This is a genomic window from Candidatus Latescibacter sp. IFSED24 (assembly GCF_058273205.1).
In genome coordinates this window covers 4,243,223-4,260,130 of sequence record NZ_CM177850.1, presented here as the reverse complement: position 1 = coordinate 4,260,130, position 16,908 = coordinate 4,243,223, and the positions used below count along the sequence as shown (strand labels likewise).

Genomic DNA, 16,908 nt, shown 5'->3' with positions numbered 1-16,908 from the left:
CCCAGCTCGGTAGCCCGGAGGTAGTACGATGAGATTCGGAGTGACTGTTCTGTTAATCGCGCTGCTGCTACCGGCGGTTACAGCGTCTCAGGACTGCATCTACTATGAGGACTACCTGCACTGGGTTGTAGGCATGCCTGGCTCTGCCAATGGCGTAGCGGTTTCGGGCCGTTACGTATACGTCGCGGGCAATCCCGGCTTGCAGGTGATCGACATCACCTATCCGGGGAGTCCCCAGATCGTGGGGAGTGTTGATACACCGGGAAACTATTACTCGGACGTAGCGATCTCAGGCAATCATGCCTGCGTCGCGGCTCGGTATTCTGGTCTTCAGGTGATCGACATCACGAATCCCGGGAGTCCTCAGTTCATGGGAAGTGTGGACACGCCTTACTCTGCCACTGGTGTGGCGGTCGCTGGCAACTATGCTTACGTCACAGAATTGTATTCCAGTCTTCTTGTGATCGACCTCACGAATCCGGCGAATCCTCAGATCGTGGGCACTGTGGACATTCCGGGCAGTCTTCGGGGCGTTGCAATCTCGGGCACGCATGCTTACGTGGCGGCCTCTAGTTCCGGTCTTCAAGTTGTTGACATCTCCAATCCGGAGATTCCCCAGCTCGTGGGGAGCGTCGAAACACCGGGGCTTGCCCTGGGTGTCGCAGCATCCAGCACCCATGCCTACGTCGCGGATGGTGGGTCTGGTCTTCAGGTCGTCGACATATCCAATCCGGAGAGTCTTCTGATCGTGGGGAGTGTGGACACACCCGATGCCGCACAGGGCGTGACGATCTCCGGCAACCATGCCTACGTCGCTAACGGTGAATCCGGTCTCCAGGTGATTGACGTCACCGATCCGCAGAGTCCTCAAATTATGGGGAGCGTGGAATTTGGCGGTGACGCTTCGGACGTAGCCGTCACGGCCACTCATGCTTACGTCGCGACCGAATCGTTCGGCCTCCAAGTGATCGATATCACAAGTCTGGTGATTCCCCAAACAATAGGGAGTGTGGTCACGCCTGACGTCGCGCGTGACGTAGCGATCTCGGGCATCCATGCCTACGTCGCGGATTGGGAGTCCGGTCTCCAGGTGATTGACATCACCGATTCGCAAAGCCCTCATATTGTGGGGAGTGTGGATATGCCGGGCGGTGCCTTTGGCTTAGCGATCTCGGGCACTCATGCTTACGTCGCGACCGCAGGTTACGGACTCCACGTGATTGACGTTACCGATTCACAAAGTCCTCATATTGTGGGGAGTGTTGATACACCGGACTTTGCCTTGGTCGTAGCGATCTCAGGCACCCATGCCTACGTCGCGGATGGTGAGTCTGGTCTTCAAGTGATTGATATCACCGATCCCGAAGACCCCCAGATCGTGGGGAGTGTTGATACACCAGGCTATGCCGAAGACGTGGCGGTCTCGGGCGACTACGCCTACGTCGCAGATTGGATGTTCGGTCTTCAAGTGATCGACATCACGAATCCGGAAAATCCCCAGATCGCGGGGAGCGTGGACACGCCGAGCAGCGCGTTAGACGTGGCGGTCTCGGGTGCCCTAGCCTACGTCGCGGATTCCGGTCTCGGTCTTCTAGTAATCGACATCACAATTCCCGAGAATCCTCAGATTGTAGAGAGTGTCGAAACGCCGGGCTCTGCCTATGGCGTGGCGGTCTCGGGCAGTTACGCCTACGTCGCGGATTGGGCGTCCGGTCTTCAAGTGATCGATATTACAATCACCGGCCCGAGTAGCCACCCGATCATAGGCGGTGTAAACACTCCGGACTATGCCAGGAGAGTGGCGATCTCGGGCACCCATGTCTATGTCGCTGACGGCGAATCCGGCCTTCAGATCCTGCCGATCCAGTGCGAAGATATTGTTGCTTTAGAGGGTGATCCTGACGATCCCGACTCCGACGTGGACGTCCCGAACGCCGGTGTAAGGCTCGCAGTCCATCCGAACCCCTTCAATCCCCAGACGACGGTGTCGTTCTCGTTGCCTCGAGCGGGTTGGGCTGAAGTCAGTGTCTACGACCTCACGGGTCGGCAGGTGACCTCGCTTGCATCGAGGCAATTCGACGCTGGGCAGCACACGGTCAATTGGACCGGCCGCGATTCAGGTGACCGAGCCGTGCCTTCAGGGACGTACATCGTCCGGCTGGAGACGGATGAGCGGATCGAGTCGAAGAAGGTCATGCTGGTGAGGTGAGCGACCTAGTTGTTGATACCAAGCCCGCTGGCTCAGCTGCTGGCGGGCTTACTCTTTATACAGCGTCCTGTTCACCAGCTGGCTCACCCTCGCCCTAGACACGCCGCAGGTGCTGGAGATGTCGGCTAAGCCCGTGAAAGCACCCGTTTCGACACTGGCCTCGATGACCCGCGCCAGCGCGATTCGGCGCAGCAAGCGGTCTTCCCGGTCGCGGATTAGCTCCAAGATTTGGGCTAAGGTTGTAGCCGGCCTTAAAAAAGTAGGGAGACGACATCACTGCCGCCTCCCCGAACCGCCGCAGTATCCCGATTAAGCCTCTGGAATTACATCTTCGGCATAACCGGGAAAGTGCTCCATCACCACGTTTGCGAATCCGTGATCGAACAGAGTCTGGCAAAACTCGACCGAACTGGCGTCGGATTCATCGTCAATGAGCGCAGCGACAATCTCATCGTCACACCCGTCGCAAATGAACCAAGTTCCCGCCTTCGTCCTGCCGACCCAGCAATCGCGTTCGTCGTCGGCGATATACTTCGCCTGATCGAGATCGAACCGGTGATCACCAAACATCGTGACTCTAGACATGGGGATTCCTCCTCGGAACGGTTTCGTAGCTTTTCGTTACTGAACCCGTGCCATGCCATGCCTTGCCACGCCGTGCCGTGCCACGAAAACTGCGGCGGAATCGACGGCGAGCATAGTTCACCCGTTTATGGATGTCAACAGGCTCGGGTCACCGCGATTTCACAATCGGTCAGCCAACTACCTTGCTGACCCGTGCCCTCGACACGCCGCAGGTGCGTGCAACGTCGGCCAGGTCGGTGAAGTCGCCCGCTGCGATCTTGGCTTCCATGGTTCGGGCCAACGCGATCCTTCGTAGCCTGCGATCTTCTCTCGTGCGGCTCGGCTCCGCGGTCTTGGTCGGCGGGGTGGTCGGTCGTCTGTCATCCGGCGACTTCAGGTCGACATCTAGTTCGACACGCATGTGGTTTCCTTTGCTACGCCGATTTCTCCGGCCAGTGTCCGGATACCGGAGCAACCGAACTCGATCCCCAGCTTCCCTGTGCGACCATCATGGTCTATCCGATCGATCAGCAGGCGAATGATCCGTTCCCTCTCCATGGGAAACAGGACGTCCCATATGGGGTCGAATAAGGAGAGCGCCTTACGGAGGTCGGCCTCGTTGACGGTGTCACGGGCCAGGGCGGCAAGGTCCTTGGTGATCTCAGCCAACCGCCGCTCCAGTCCGCTGGCCACGTCTTCCAGCCGTGCGATCTCCTCGCCCACAGACGCCCCACCTTCGCCTGTGGCGAGCGCATCCAGTAGGCAGCGAATGTCGCCTCGGACCTTCTCCAGCCGCCGACGTAGGCGCTTCTGTTCGCCCAGTAGCACGGGACGTTTGGTTTCCCTATTGGACCTCGCCTGCGCCAGCGTCTCCCGCTGAAGGTCGCGATCCTGGCCGATGACTCGGATCTGGTCGACCACCACGTCCTCCAACTTCTTAGCAGGGATTGACGGGCACGGGCAGGTCCCATAGCCCTTCTTCATCGCACCGGTACACACGTAGTATCGGTACGACCGGGAGCCCTTCCTCGTGGTCGACGGCGACATGGCTGCATCGCAGGCAGAGCAACGGACCAGCCCCTTCAGCAGATACCCGTACCGGTTGTAGTTCGGCCCACCGCGACTCCTGCGGTTCTTGTCCAGCAGGTCTTGCGCCCGCGTCCACGTGACCTCGTCGACGATCGCCTCATGCTCGCCGTCGAAGACCTGGCCTTTGAGGCGGACCTTCCCAATGTAAACCGGGTTGGCAAGCAGGTGGGCAACGCTCGACTTCGAAAACGGCAGCCCCCCCATTCGACGACCGGCCTTGGTCACGTGCTCCTTGGTCACCCACCCGCGACAATTGATCTCCTCGACGACCTCAAGAATGGACTGGTCGGTCAGATAGAGGGAGAAGATCGCCCGGACCATATCGGCCTCGTCGGGATCGATCTCCAGCTTGCCGCCCTCTGGAGCTATCCGATAGCCGAGGACGGGAATGCCGCCCGTGAACTTCCCCCTACGGCGCGCCGCGTGGACTTTGTCCTTCGTTCTGGCAGCGATCGTCTCCCGCTCGAACTGGGCGAAGGTCGCCAGCAGTCCCATCGTCAGCCGACCAATTGAGGTTTCTGTGGAGAAGTTCTCGGTGACGGAGACGAAGGCAACGCCGGCAGCTGTGAACCGATCCATAAGCTTCATGAAGTCGGATAGGGACCGAGATAGTCGATCGAGCTTGTATGCCACAACCACATCTACCTTACCCGCCTCGATGGCCGCAAGCAGTCCCTGCAACGCTGGCCGCTCGACGGTGCTAGCAGAGTAGCCTAGGTCGTCGAAATCTTCGTCGACGGCGACCCAACTCTTGCCGGCCTGCGACTTAATATACGCCTCGGCCATCTCTCGCTGGTTGTCAATGGAGGTGAACTCACCGTGCGCCTGGTCGACGGTACTGACACGCGTGTAGACAGCACACCGGACCTGTTGGACCTTGCTGATCATCACGTGTGTCCGTCGAGCCCGAAGAACTTCCAGCCGTTCCAGCTGGTGCCGGTGACCTCGCGGGCCACGCCTGACAGCGATCTGAAGACCCGGTCCTCGAACTCGAAGCGTCCACCGTCGAGGACTTTCACGGCTACCTGGCGGCCCTTCCAGTCGCGGGTGAGCATGGAGCCGACCGGGGGCAGCCGCCGCTCTTGCGAGCCGCGAGCTGGCTTCTGAGGGGCCTTGGTGCGACGCCCACCCCCGGCGTTGGGGAACCACTTCTCCGGTGGCATGGCTTCGTACTCCCGCATGTACTCCTGGACCCGAGCCTCCTGGTCTGCAGTCAGTCTCGGCAGTTGGTCCTCCTGCAGCTTCCACGCGAGCCGCTTGATCAGATACCGGCGGTGCCGCTGCTTGGTCTCCTCGCCGAAAACCTCCTTCCACCGCTCACGCAGCTGCGCCACATTCATGTCTTCCAGGGCCCGAACCTGGGCTGCAATGCTCACGGACATACCTAGCTCGCATTCTGCTTCTGAGTTGAGCGTTCTGGGCTGTCCGATACATCCCTCTGGTGGCCGGACACATCAAGGCGGTCAATGCAGGCACTCTCAGAAAGACTAGGCATATCGTCGTCACGCTTGGCTTCTGCGTTGATTTGTGCGAGAAGACGTTGGTAACCCGCGGCCAAGATCGTCGCTACTTCGCTGAGGATGACTTCGTCTCCGATGTTTCGCCGAGCGATCATCTGGTCAGCAAATCCCGTTGTGTTGACGGGTACCGGATGTGAGATCCTCCAACCGCACCAGGATAACCCGCTCCACAGCTTCCGCAGCTTCCCGGCTGATCGGGTTGAAGTAGTGGTACTTCGCGCCCCCGGTCGTCTTCTTGGCCGGGTAGGTCAGGAAGAGTCGACCGTCCTGGCCCTGACGAATGGCGATGTTGTTCAGAAAGATGCTGCCGCCGACGACACAAGAGGCCCAGGCCAGCAGGCCGTCCTTCCCGCCTTCGGCAAAGCGGAGTTTGATGTCGGTGATGGCAAGGTCTTGCGATTGAAGGTTCATCATTGGCTCCTTCCGATGAACACAGAGTGGCGGCTGGAATCCGGAAATGAATCCGGAAGCCGGTAACGCGGATTTCGGCATTGGCGGACGAAAGCTGTTGAAATGAATGGGGTTGATGACAATCCGGAAATGCTTCCGGATTCGCGGATTTCCGGATTTCCGGATAGACTGGAAGGCGTTGAACTATAGGCAGTTGCGGCTATCCGGAAATCGGGAAGCCCCCATATACTCTCTAAGAGATATGGGTAGGATTGGGGGTGGGGATTCGGGATTGCGAGGAGGTGCCGGCTCATCCGTACCACCTCCACCTCACGCTGGGGCCATTGCCTTCTCTGGTAGCTAGCCCCTCAGCTTCGAGGGCATTCAGGTGGGTGGTGACCGTCCGCGACTCGACCCCAATCTCCGTGGCGATCTCCGACGTTTTGATCCAAGAACTGGAATGCTGCTCTAGATAGTGGCGCACCTTATCTTTGGTTGTGGGCGCAGGTGCCTCGAACTCAGCATCGTAGTCTGGGCATTCACGCGGCCATGCTCTCTGCCAATCGCCGGCCGGCTTGTAGCCGAGCTCGGGCGTAAACTGAAGCCGCACCTTGCTGCTCTGCTGAATCCAGAATGACCGGCGGGATTTGCGGTGGGTGAGTTCAATGCCGGGAATGCCATCAACCCTGGTCCGATGGATCATGATCTGGGCGTCAGCCTGGCCTTCTTGAAAGGACGTGCCGATCGGTCCGCCAGTGGGAGCGTCCTTTGACTTGGCGGTATGGGTCAGCATGATGCCGCTGATGCCATACTTCTGGCAGGCGGCTCGAAACGGCGCGTAGCCTCGCTGGACCCACGCGGCGGAGTTGATGTCCTCGGGCGCCCAGATGCGTGCGAGCGTGTCGCCGATGACTAGCTTGACGCCGTAGTAGTCAAGCGCCTCGACGAGATCCTCGGTGGCCTGCGACCATCGCGATGGGTCCTGGAGGCCGATGCGGTGTGGCTGGAGGTAGACGATCCGCGAATGGACGCTGGGCTGCATGAACCCCTCTCTGATCATCTTCTGTCGGAGCACCGACTGCCAACGGAAGCGATTATTCTCCGCGTCGATGATCGCAATGTTGGCGTCCTCTAGGCGCTCCAGGTCGAACTGCAGGAGACCTCCAAGCGCACGACCTTCGCGGTGCTCTGCCACGGCGCCGAGAATGAGATCCGCAGCCAGCCTGGTCTTGCCGCATCCGGGTGGACCGGAGAAATTCGCGAAGTCGCCCGGAGCAAGGAACGGGGACAAGAGAGCGGGCTCAACCTCGGAGGCATCCGCCAGGTCGATGCACTCGAACTCCTCGATCAGGTAGCTGATGTTGTGCTGTTGGCTGGAGGGTTCGGAACTGGTCTCGTACATGGGCCGCGTCCTTCAAAGGCTTGTCGAGCAGCGGGTTTCCAGTTTGGCGGTCCATCGCCGATCCGCTCTCGATCGCGTTTGAAGGGATTATCGCAGGCCTGTTAAGGACGCTATTTAGTCAGGAAGGATGAATAGCGTCCCCCTAGTCGTGGTCGGCCTTCACGAGCTTGACCGCATTCTTAATCAGGCGGGAGTAATCGAACTGGTCGTGGCCGAGATATCCGAACAGCTGCGTGATGAAGCTGGAGAAATTACTGTCTTCATGCGTTGGCGGGTACTTGCCAAATACGTTGTGGTAGGCGGCTACGATCCCGGCGATCAGCCCTGTTTCTCTCGGCTTTCCGGGGTTGCCGCGCTTAGGGTCAGGAAGTTTTGCTCTCGCGTGGACGAGAGCGAGTCGTATCTTCTGGAGATCTTCGGCAAGTCGATCCGTGAATCCGGCGGCATCTTCGACATGCAGTAGGTCGAGGCCCCACCACAGATAACTAGCCCACGTAGCTGGATCGATATCCTCCAATGCAGTTGCTGTGGCGGCGGCCAGCTGGTCCAACCGGTCCATCTCTTTGTATTGTTCTGCACGTGTCGCAGGCGGATCGGCTTCGAGCACATTGTGCAGATTAACATCCCAAATCACTTGGCGTTCAACAAGAGACCAGAACTTAACTTTTTCGTCGAAATCTCCCTCGATGTCCTTCAGCAGAAAATCACGTTGCTTCTTATTGAATGGCGATTCGTCTGAACCCCACCCGTCTCGCATACGCATTGCAGCCCCTCCGTATGATCGAGTTCTCGTTGACAAGAATGGAATAAAGTAATATTATTTGTCAGGCTGCAACCCGCCTTGGACTTCTCCCCGTGACACGTCTTTTACCTCTGCTGAAGCCGATCTGTTGTGCGTCCAGCCGCATGCGGACAAGGAGTAGCGTCCGCGGCAATCCACGGAGGTAAACTCATGCCATCAACTGATCTCATCATCCAACGCAGAGCCATCGTAGACCTCCTGCCCGCGCTCTACAACCCCCGCCAGATCACTGATGAAGCCTTGGCTGGTCTCTCAGCGAGCCTTGAACGCTTCGGCCTTGTCGAGCCCATCGTCTGGAACCGCCGCACCGGCCGCGTCGTGGGTGGCCATCAGCGCCTCAATGTCCTGCAGAATATGGGTGAGACCGAAACCCAGGTCGTGGTCGTCGACCTCGACGAAGCCGAGGAGAAGGCCCTCAACGTCGCCTTGAACAACCCGGCCATCGCCGGCGACTTCACCCCGGACCTGCATCTGCTCTTGGCCGAGATCAACGAGGCCATGCCCGAGCTCGCAGACCAGCTGCGCTTCGGCGACCTGGCCGATCAGACCAGGAAGCTGCTCGCCGAGCTCGAGCCCGACGCAGGCCTCACCGACTTGGACGACGTCCCCGAACCCCCTGATGATCCCATCACCCGCGAGGGCGACCTGATCATCTTAGGCCGGCACCGGCTGATCTGCGGCGATAGCAGCGATCCTGCGGTACTCGCCCGCCTCATGATCGGCAAGCAGGCCACCCTCTATGCGACCGACCCGCCCTACGGCGTGGGCTACGATGGCACCAATCACCCCCAGAACCAGCGCGACAAGGAGCGCGGCCGTGAGGCCGGCGCACAGCTCCTCTATCTGGAGGCTCTACCTCTCGAGGCTCCGGACAGTCCTTCGCTAGCCCCAGGTGAGTCCGGTCTCGATGGTAGTAGTCGAGGTACTCGCCGAGGACCCGTCGAAGGTGCCGCTCGTTGACGATGACCACGTGATCCAGGCACTCCCGCCGAATGGACCCGATCACCCGCTCGACGTATGGGTTTTGCCACGGAGAATGTTGGTGATGTCAGGACCTGCTCGATATCCAAGGCGGGGACTCTTCGAGTGAAGTCCTCCCCGTATTTCCCGTCTCGGTCTCGTAGCAGATACCTCGGTGCAGTGTCCCAGGGAAACGCTTCGACGATCTGCTGTCCGGTCCAAGCCGCAGTCGGTGACTCGGTCACGTTGAAGTGGATGATTCGTCGGCGGGCGTTGTCCAGGACGAAGAAGACATACAGCACCCGAAACGTCGCCGTCAGCACGGTAAAGAAGTCGATGGAGGCGATGTCCTTGGCATGGTTCGCCAGGAACGATCGCCAGGTCTGCGACGGCGGCCTCGTTGGCTTCACCATGTAGTTCGAGACCGTGTCCTGGTGAAGATCGATCCCGAGCTTGAGTAGCTCGCCATGAATCCGCGGCGCTCCCCAGGTTGGGTTGCCGAGTGACATCTCGCGTATCAGATCGCGGATCTCGCGGGAGATGCGTGGACGCCCCGGCCGTCGGGGCCTGCTCTTCCATCTCCAGTAGTAGCGGAATCCCTGGCGGTGCCAGCGGATGACGGTCTCGGGCTGGACGATGTAGAGCGATCGCTGCCAGTCCGGCCAGAGGCAGCTGAGGAGGTCCCAGAACGCGCGGTCTCGCCAGCGGAGGTCTGGTCTGATAGAATTTCGCGGTAGGACCTCGATCTGGTGACGGAGGGCGAGGTTTTCGGCGATCAGCGCATCACGGGATCGGAGGGCCGAAACGAGGGTCTGAAGCAGTAGTTTGAGCATGATCTGAGCTTATCGGCTGGATGCCGTAAGTCCTTGAATCGCAGGACGGACGAATATTCCGAAGCAACAAGGGAAAGGAAAGTGAGCCATGTTTCCAACCGAAAATCGTGCCCACCTGGCAGCACACGCAGTGAAATGGGCAACAACTCCCATGATACTGCTTACTCTTATTGCCTGCGGTACATCGAGATCAAACAATTATGAGATCGCCAGAATACCGGATACTCCACTTGAGACATTGGTATCTCTTTCCGGCTCCTCTTCCAAATATTGGCGCAGTTCCGTTTGCTATAATCCAGCGACTCCGGAGTCCATACTCGTCAAGCTCTCGAAGGACCCTGAATGGGATGTGGCGTTGGGTGTCGTGGGGAATCCCCATACTCCGAAACAGACCATCGATGCACTGATGCAAACGTTGGAACCTGCGTCTACAGTGCCGGCCTCTCGGGGTGGCCCTGTGAAAATGCAGCCTGCGGACGGAATAGTAACGACTATGGTATTTGACTATTCAGAAGATTGGCGAAGAATGCGAGAGTATGAGGGCTTTTTCCAGATCAGGGATGCGATCTTGCGAATAATGACGAAGGAGCCAGACTACTTCCTGTCGTTCAGTTACAGCGTGAGACTCGAATCCGTCTCATTTCCCCCATGGTACTACGAGGTCCCCTTGAATCCCCTAACGGTGCCGTGGAGCTGGCTGGAGGTGCATGTTTATCATCGGCGACCCGATGGGTATGACTATCTCGGTTGGCAGTCTTTCGGTGACATCCCATCGTTGGACAACGTTGGGACGGTCCAATGGGTGAAGGATGATCAGCAGTCGAGTAGTTCCGTCATGGATCTTTTTTACCTGTCAACTCCATTTATGTTCGACGTTAGTTGGGCAACAAGCGAGCTTGAGGCATTCATTGGGTTACTGGACCCAAAGGCTCAGCAGTTGCCGAAGCGAGGCGCGCTGCACCCGGGTGAATCCTGGGAGACCTCAACCGCCGAATGAACTTATGCCCTGTCCCTTCGGAATATTCCATCCGAGTGATTTCTTGAGCATCTGATGCCGGCGATCGGATAGCGGGAAGGACTGATAGCGGGTGGAGGCGGACGGTGGAGCCGCCGAAGCGGACTCTCCCTGTATCGGACGGCGCTTCCGAGCAGTCCCCACCCCCGGTAACTGACCCGACCCACCAGTCAGATTGCCCCTAAGCAGCGTCGCGGTAGTAGCGGTGATGCAGGCCGCCGAGGATCGGGCGGCTATGCTAACTCGTTAGTTTGCGGCGCGGACGGGATATTCCGGAGGCCCAGCAGATCCGTGCGTTGCTGCGGGTCCACGGAACTCGGTGGACCAATACACCTTAAGGCCTTAAAATCATAGGGCGGACGAATATTCCGAAGGGACAAGGGGAATTCCATGGAGAAGTGCCGGGTGCATGCAGAAGGAGAAGCCAATGGTTAAGATTAATCTTGTCGTATGTGCAGTCTCTTTATTGCTGGCTGGCTCGACAATGGCTATTCCGGTCAACCCGAATGCGTCTGATGGTATCGCCGCTATGCAAGGTGAGCGCATGCTCTTAACAGATGGACGCTTTGTAGAGTTGAGATGGGAGTACGAGAAATGGCGGTATGTGGATTACTTTACATCTTCTGGTTCATCAAGTTACGCGTCTCCGCCGAAGGCTCCTGTACCAGTAGCTGAAATTGCTGATGTATATCTTGGGACATCGTCTATTTCGATTACAACCGTTTCCGGAGAACATTGGATTTTTTACACATGTCCATTTCTGGTCGAGGGGACAGAATGTGAAACAACTTGGCATAAAATCGGGGAAGGCATTCCAACGCGCATGGACGCTCTGAGGTAGACTGACCTCAGCCAAGGAGTTGTTCCTTCGAAATACTCCTGTCCCTTCGGAATATCCCATCCGCCCGGTATCCTGAGGATTTTAGGCTGTTGCGGCCATTCTCAGAATCTTCCACATCTACGTCCAACCAGGCGAGCCAGTTCTTTTAGTAGCGGAAAACTGAGGTGGCACAGGCAGGCTTGACGGCCTGCTTTTTTGATGGCCATAAGTTGCTGGGACCAAACGGTTACGGGGATGGGTCCGCGTAGGCTGCTCTACTATCGAATCATTATTATTAACTCAGATAGACCGCAGACCCACGGCTATTCTCTGTGATTCTTAGTTTCTGTGCTCGCCTTCATTTTGGTTAACACAGACCTACCCCATTCTCCTCCTATTTGATGACATCTGTATTTCAGTATCTGATAGACTCCTGCCACAATAGACGACAAGGAAGTGATAACCATAACGGCATGATGCCAATGCAGATAGCAAGCCTATTAAGTGGAGGAGAGCACAGCCGCACGAGGGTCCCGCCGCGCGCCTCTCTCGTCCAACAACAAGAGGAGCCCCTATGTTCGCCCAAATGCTCGATACATGGACTCGAGGTTTCCTAGTGCTTGCCGCCGTATGTTGCCTTGCCCTGGGAGCCGCCGCCGAACAGTCGGTTTACTTCGCGGAAGACTGGGAAGATGGGATCGGGTTGTGGTCGGCCAGTAACGGGGTGTGGCAGGTAGGCAGCCCCGTCGGAAGTTGCGAAGCATATAGTGGAACCCAAGTGGCAGCAACCAACCTGACAGGCGACTACGCTCGGTACACGAACTCACGGTTCGAAAGCCCCGAAATCCAACTGCCCGAGTTCCCTATGGACGGGCAGCTCTGGCTTCAGTTCTGGCATTGGTTCGCCCTGCACCCGCAAGGTGATTACGGTCGTGTCGAAGTCTCGGTAGATGGAGGCGATTGGAATCCGGTCGGCGAAACGTTCTACAACTACGGTGGTAGCTGGTCGCCCTACTTGATCGACCTTTCCGAATACGCAGGTCACATGATACAGATCGGCTTCCACATGGTTGATTCCGTGCCAAGCATCCCATACGAACATCCAGGTTGGTATATCGACGACGTGGCTATCTTTGACGGTAGGTTCGAATGGTTGTCTCCTGAAACCTTCGATACCGATTGCCATGCTCCGGCCTACGGAGGTTGGTACGCGGATCGTGGAGTGTGGCAGATCGGAGCACCAAGTCACGGAATCACTGAGCCACGATCAGGCCTATTCTGCGCGGGAACCAGTCTTACGGCTGACTATCCACGGTATACAAACAGCCGCCTGATCAGCCCGTTGATCGAGATTCCGCCCGCACCGTTGGCGGGCCAGGTGTGGTTGAGCTTCATGCACTGGTACCAGCTCCACCCGCAAGGGGACTATGGTCGCGTGGAAATACTGGTTGATGGCGCCTGGGAGGTACTGTCGGCTAACTTGGATGATATATCCGGTACCTGGACGGAATGCATTATCGATCTGGCTCCATATATTGGACAGACAGTTCGAATCGGATTTCATATCGTCGATAGTGTTCCAAGCATTCCGTATGAATGGCCTGGATGGTTCATCGATGACGTTGCAATCGTTGAAGGTCCCATGATCTTCAACAATCCCGATAGCTTCGAGGGCGGATCGAGAGGTTGGTCTGCAACGAACGGTGTTTGGGAGGTCGGAGCTCCGACATCCGGACCGGGAGCCGCCTTCACAGGCGATCACTGCTGGGCCACCAGCTTGAGCGGGTATTATCCGCGGTACGCGAACTCCGAACTCCTCACTCCGTGGATTGACATCCCCAGTTCCCCTGATGGCCCGGTACAACTAAAGTTCCAACACTGGCGGCAATTCCATCCGCAAGGTGATTGGGGAGTTGTCAGGCTTCATACCTCTACGGGCGAAACCGTCGACATCTCTGAGATCTTTACCAACTCGAGCGACTGGTCACAGTACGTTTCGGATAATCTCGCGCCTGACTATGCCGGCCAGCAGGTCCGTTTCGGATTCTACTTCCAAGATCTGGTCCCCAGTATCCCATACGAGTGGCCGGGCTGGTTCCTCGACGACGTCGAGGTCCTCGGCCTTCCTCAGAGCACCCCGGAAACCTGGCCAGAAGCCGGCATCCAGTTTCCCACTGTAACCTACTCACCCGATCCACCGCTTCTCGAGTGGTTCTATCTCCCCTTCGACCCACAGTACGTGGCCGTATATGCAAGCCGAACCCCGGATTTCATTCCGAATCTTGGTAACCGCATAGCGCTGCTAGGCGACGATCCTGTCTCGTTCCTGGATGAGGATCGGCCGGGCTGGGGCTATTTCTACAAGGTTGCGCTCATCGATGATCTGTGGCACGAATCCCAGCCGGGTCCATCCGATCCTCCATACACTGCCGTCCCGGACGGGAGCGAAGTGCCGCTGGCCAACGTCGCCGAGCTGCAGCAAAATTTCCCGAATCCGTTCAATCCGAGTACCACCTTGCATTTCAAACTCGCGCGCGCGACGAGTGTCACCCTCGAGGTCTTCGATGTGGCTGGCCGCAAAGTGAGTACGTTACTACATGACAAGCCGCTTGAAGCGGGCATTCACGGTGTGTCGTTCGCGCCGCGAGACCTAGCCTCTGGCTTGTACCTGTGCCGTCTCGTAGCCGGCGGCGAGGTGCAAACGCGTAAGATGTTGCTGACCAAGTAATTACCACTCTCGTCATGCTAGCCCGCCGGCCTCCCCGCTGGCGGGCTTTTCGTATATGGCGATTTCGGTGCCTCTTGGACCGATTCACGGCCTATTTGAAAACACCACTCCATCTATGCTATGCTCCCCGCCCTTGTCCCTTCGGAATATTCCATCCGAGTGGTTTCTTGAGCATCTGATGCCGGCGATCGGATAGCGGGAAGGACTGATAGCGGGTGGAGGCGGACGGTGGAGCCGCCGAATCGGACCTTCCCCCTTTCGGACGGCGCCTCCGAGCAGTCCTCACCGCCCAAATCTGACCAGATAAGTCAGTCAGATAGCCCCTAAGCAGCGTCGCGGTAGTACCGATGATGCAGCCCGCCGAGGATCGCCCGCGACCTGATCGGCCCGGCCTCCAGCGGCTCGACATCCCGAGGCTCGGGGCAGTCCTTCTCAAGCCCAAGGTGAGTACGGTCTCGGTGGTAGTAGTCGAAGTACTCGTTCAGGACCCGCCGAAGGTGCTGCTCGTTCACGATGATCACACGATCCAGACACTCCCGCCGGATCGACCCGATCACCCGCTCGACGTACGGGTTCTGCCACGGTGAATGCGGAGACGTCAGCACCTGCTCGATGCCCAGAGCGGTGACTCGACGCGCGAAGTCCTCGCCGTACTTCCCGTCGCGGTCTCGTAGCAGATAACTCGGAGCGGTATCCCATGGAAACGCCTCGGCGATCTGCTGGCCCGTCCACGTTGCGGTCGGCGACTCGGTTACGTTGAAGTGCAAGATGCGCCGCCCCGCGTTGTCCAGAACGAGGAATACGTAGAGTACCCGAAACGTCGCGGTCGGCACCGTGAAGAAGTCGATTGAGGCGATGTCCTTGGCATGGTTTGCCAGGAACGTTCGCCAGGTCTGCGACGGAGGTTTCGATGGCTTCACCATGTAGTTCGAGACCGTGTCCTGGTGAAGATCGATCCCGAGCTTGAGTAACTCGCCATGAATCCGCGGCGCTCCCCAGGTCGGGTTGGCCAGGGACATCTCGCGTATCAGATCGCGGATCTCGCGGGAAATGCGTGGACGTCCCGTGCGTAGTGGCCTGCTTTTCCATCTCCAGTAGTGGCGGAAGCCCTGGCGATGCCAGCGGATGACGGTCTCCGGTTGGACGATGTACAGCGACCGTCGCCAGCCGGGCCAGAGGCAGCTGAGGAGATCCCAGAATGCGCGGTCGCGCCATCGGAGACGTGGGCGGCTGCCGCTTCGCTTCAGCACCTCGATCTGGTGACGGAGGGCGAGGTTTTCGGCGATCAGCGCATCACGGGATCGGAGGGCCGAAACGAGGGTCTGAAGCAGTAGTTTGAGCATGATCTAGGCTTATCGGCTGGGTGCCGTAAGTCCTTGAACGGCATAGCGGACGAATATTCCGAAGCAACAAGGGATATTCCGAAGGCACAGGTTAATATATATGTTGTTTTAAAAATGTCTTTTAGGCATTGACGCAGGCAATCCAGCCATGGTATGCTCCCCTGGCCCATGCGGAAGTTGCTCGTCGCTACATCAATCGGGCGCACGATGTCGGGACGAAGACAGGTACTTCAGTTACTGCGGTACTATCAGCATCGAGTCCACGGATTGGAGTTCCGTCAAGGGTCTGTTCCGTTGGTTAGGGGCAAACGAACCGATCCTGACTGATGGGATCCAAATTAACGACGGCGGTATCAAAAAGACACCCTGGATATGGAGGAAATCGCATGCGATCGAATCACAACCTTTTCATTGCTGCTGTGTGCACATTGGTCATCGTAAGCGCCGGAATTGCCTCGGCCGATACTTACGGGAACGTCGAACCGTTCGAGGCATACAGTTATATGACGCCGAATTTTTGCTATGGAGTTCAAGTAGAGATCCCGGTGACTCTACAGCTCCAGAGCTTCGGCCTGATGTATGGGAACGAGAACGGCGCGCCGGAACCCGCGCCTGCAAATGGCCGTTTTGGGCTGTACTCTAGTGGAACAGATGGTATGCCAGAGACTTTGGTGGCGCAGACTGATGGGATCTTCGTCGACGCTCAGGCGACCTACGACAATATCGCCTTCACGACGATGCCGGTCATCCCCGCCGGGACATACTGGATGACGGGGGTTTATGACGTCTTGGCCAACCCGCGAATGACCATAGAGGATAGCACCTCTCAGTATGTATTGTGGTCTGGGAACTTCGCTGACGGGATGCCCGAAGTGGTGCCAGGGTCCCTCTCTTCCTACTTCGGCCAGGACTTAAACTACTGGATCAACGGCGTATCCTCAGTGGCAGTAGAGCAATCCACCTTGAGCGGCGTCAAGTCGCTGTTCCGCTAAGGAATTAGCGAAACGATTCCACGTATCGAAGAGGCCACCGAATTCGTCGAGAGTTCGGTGGCCTTGCCTGTCCCTTCGGAATATTCCGTCCGCGTTGTCGACAAATGAGTTACGCGACCCGGTGAATTCGGCCAATCTCGTCGATCTCTGGCTATCAAGCGAGTTGGCGGCTGGATCGATGCGCTGAGATGAGCGCGTGGAGGATGATTTTGAGCATCATGGCCTGATATCGGCCGGATTA

The 16,908-nt window shown here is 57.9% G+C and carries 14 protein-coding genes and 1 pseudogene; 6 read left to right on the top strand and 9 right to left on the bottom strand.

What is annotated here, in order from left to right:
- Window positions 1–28 precede the first annotated feature (28 nt).
- Window positions 29–2,209 (top strand): T9SS type A sorting domain-containing protein, encoded by a 2,181-nt coding sequence (locus tag IFSED24_RS17025; protein ID WP_491332679.1) that lies wholly within the window; start codon window positions 29–31, stop codon window positions 2,207–2,209.
- 309 nt (window positions 2,210–2,518) lie between these two features.
- Here IFSED24_RS17025 and IFSED24_RS17020 read toward each other — a convergent pair whose 3' ends face one another.
- The 7 genes from IFSED24_RS17020 to IFSED24_RS16990 all read right to left on the bottom strand — a co-directional run bounded on the left by IFSED24_RS17020 (window position 2,519) and on the right by IFSED24_RS16990 (window position 7,937).
- On the bottom strand, window positions 2,519–2,794 hold the full coding sequence (locus IFSED24_RS17020) for a hypothetical protein (RefSeq protein WP_491332678.1): 276 nt from the start codon (window positions 2,792–2,794) through the stop codon (window positions 2,519–2,521).
- Between the two features lie 169 nt (window positions 2,795–2,963).
- On the bottom strand, window positions 2,964–3,194 hold the full coding sequence (locus tag IFSED24_RS17015; protein WP_491332677.1) for a hypothetical protein: 231 nt from the start codon (window positions 3,192–3,194) through the stop codon (window positions 2,964–2,966).
- Window positions 3,179–4,750 carry a recombinase family protein gene (locus IFSED24_RS17010; protein ID WP_491332676.1) on the bottom strand — a complete coding sequence of 524 codons (1,572 nt, stop codon included), beginning with the start codon at window positions 4,748–4,750 and terminating at the stop codon, window positions 3,179–3,181. The genes IFSED24_RS17015 and IFSED24_RS17010 overlap by 16 nt, the downstream gene beginning before the upstream one ends.
- Window positions 4,750–5,244: a DUF2924 domain-containing protein gene (locus IFSED24_RS17005; protein WP_491332675.1), complete on the bottom strand. Its 495-nt coding sequence runs from the start codon at window positions 5,242–5,244 to the stop codon at window positions 4,750–4,752. Before IFSED24_RS17005 ends, IFSED24_RS17010 begins: the two co-directional genes overlap by 1 nt.
- Before the next feature lie 237 nt (window positions 5,245–5,481).
- Window positions 5,482–5,796 carry a septation protein SpoVG family protein gene (locus IFSED24_RS17000; protein ID WP_491332674.1) on the bottom strand — a complete coding sequence of 105 codons (315 nt, stop codon included), beginning with the start codon at window positions 5,794–5,796 and terminating at the stop codon, window positions 5,482–5,484.
- Window positions 5,797–6,082: 286 nt separating this feature from the next.
- On the bottom strand, window positions 6,083–7,174 hold the full coding sequence (locus tag IFSED24_RS16995) for an AAA family ATPase (protein WP_491332673.1): 1,092 nt from the start codon (window positions 7,172–7,174) through the stop codon (window positions 6,083–6,085).
- 142 nt (window positions 7,175–7,316) lie between these two features.
- Window positions 7,317–7,937, bottom strand: coding sequence for a hypothetical protein (locus tag IFSED24_RS16990; protein WP_491332672.1), 621 nt, complete (start codon window positions 7,935–7,937; stop codon window positions 7,317–7,319).
- A gap of 189 nt (window positions 7,938–8,126) precedes the next feature.
- Here IFSED24_RS16990 and IFSED24_RS16985 point away from each other — a divergent pair.
- Window positions 8,127–8,381: pseudogene (locus tag IFSED24_RS16985) on the top strand (ParB N-terminal domain-containing protein); the annotation flags it as partial.
- A 307-nt stretch (window positions 8,382–8,688) separates the two neighbouring features.
- Here the strand turns inward: IFSED24_RS16985 and IFSED24_RS16980 are convergent.
- Entirely contained in the window at window positions 8,689–8,982 is a 294-nt protein-coding gene (locus IFSED24_RS16980; protein WP_491335075.1) for a hypothetical protein, read from the bottom strand.
- A gap of 875 nt (window positions 8,983–9,857) precedes the next feature.
- Between IFSED24_RS16980 and IFSED24_RS16975 the strand changes: the two genes are divergently transcribed.
- From IFSED24_RS16975 to IFSED24_RS16965, 3 genes are all read left to right on the top strand, one after another.
- Window positions 9,858–10,766 (top strand): hypothetical protein, encoded by a 909-nt coding sequence (locus IFSED24_RS16975; RefSeq protein ID WP_491332671.1) that lies wholly within the window; start codon window positions 9,858–9,860, stop codon window positions 10,764–10,766.
- A gap of 427 nt (window positions 10,767–11,193) precedes the next feature.
- Window positions 11,194–11,625: a hypothetical protein gene (locus IFSED24_RS16970; protein WP_491332670.1), complete on the top strand. Its 432-nt coding sequence runs from the start codon at window positions 11,194–11,196 to the stop codon at window positions 11,623–11,625.
- Between the two features lie 844 nt (window positions 11,626–12,469).
- The gene (locus IFSED24_RS16965) at window positions 12,470–14,332 is read left to right on the top strand and encodes a T9SS type A sorting domain-containing protein (RefSeq protein ID WP_491332669.1); all 1,863 of its coding nucleotides are present in this window, start codon (window positions 12,470–12,472) and stop codon (window positions 14,330–14,332) included.
- A 323-nt stretch (window positions 14,333–14,655) separates the two neighbouring features.
- Here the strand turns inward: IFSED24_RS16965 and IFSED24_RS16960 are convergent, their stop codons facing one another.
- Window positions 14,656–15,675, bottom strand: coding sequence for a transposase (locus tag IFSED24_RS16960; RefSeq protein WP_491332668.1), 1,020 nt, complete (start codon window positions 15,673–15,675; stop codon window positions 14,656–14,658).
- A 386-nt stretch (window positions 15,676–16,061) separates the two neighbouring features.
- Here IFSED24_RS16960 and IFSED24_RS16955 point away from each other — a divergent pair, with 386 nt between their 5' ends.
- Complete coding sequence (locus IFSED24_RS16955) at window positions 16,062–16,667, top strand: hypothetical protein (RefSeq protein ID WP_491332667.1); 606 nt, start codon at window positions 16,062–16,064, stop codon at window positions 16,665–16,667.
- The last annotated feature ends 241 nt before the right edge of the window (window positions 16,668–16,908 follow it).

Bases quoted from the DNA above. Each gene is read 5' to 3' on its own strand.
- IFSED24_RS16955 (WP_491332667.1), top strand. From the start codon at position 16,062: ATGCGATCGAATCACAACCTTTTCATTGCTGCTGTGTGCACATTGGTC.
- IFSED24_RS17000 (WP_491332674.1), bottom strand. From the start codon at position 5,796: ATGATGAACCTTCAATCGCAAGACCTTGCCATCACCGACATCAAACTC.
- IFSED24_RS16970 (WP_491332670.1), top strand. From the start codon at position 11,194: ATGCAGAAGGAGAAGCCAATGGTTAAGATTAATCTTGTCGTATGTGCA.
- IFSED24_RS17010 (WP_491332676.1), bottom strand. From the start codon at position 4,750: ATGATCAGCAAGGTCCAACAGGTCCGGTGTGCTGTCTACACGCGTGTC.
- IFSED24_RS16965 (WP_491332669.1), top strand. From the start codon at position 12,470: ATGGACGGGCAGCTCTGGCTTCAGTTCTGGCATTGGTTCGCCCTGCAC.
- IFSED24_RS16975 (WP_491332671.1), top strand. From the start codon at position 9,858: ATGTTTCCAACCGAAAATCGTGCCCACCTGGCAGCACACGCAGTGAAA.
- IFSED24_RS17015 (WP_491332677.1), bottom strand. From the start codon at position 3,194: ATGCGTGTCGAACTAGATGTCGACCTGAAGTCGCCGGATGACAGACGA.
- IFSED24_RS17020 (WP_491332678.1), bottom strand. From the start codon at position 2,794: ATGTCTAGAGTCACGATGTTTGGTGATCACCGGTTCGATCTCGATCAG.
- IFSED24_RS16995 (WP_491332673.1), bottom strand. From the start codon at position 7,174: ATGTACGAGACCAGTTCCGAACCCTCCAGCCAACAGCACAACATCAGC.
- IFSED24_RS17025 (WP_491332679.1), top strand. From the start codon at position 29: ATGAGATTCGGAGTGACTGTTCTGTTAATCGCGCTGCTGCTACCGGCG.
- IFSED24_RS16960 (WP_491332668.1), bottom strand. From the start codon at position 15,675: ATGCTCAAACTACTGCTTCAGACCCTCGTTTCGGCCCTCCGATCCCGT.
- IFSED24_RS16990 (WP_491332672.1), bottom strand. From the start codon at position 7,937: ATGCGTATGCGAGACGGGTGGGGTTCAGACGAATCGCCATTCAATAAG.
- IFSED24_RS17005 (WP_491332675.1), bottom strand. From the start codon at position 5,244: ATGTCCGTGAGCATTGCAGCCCAGGTTCGGGCCCTGGAAGACATGAAT.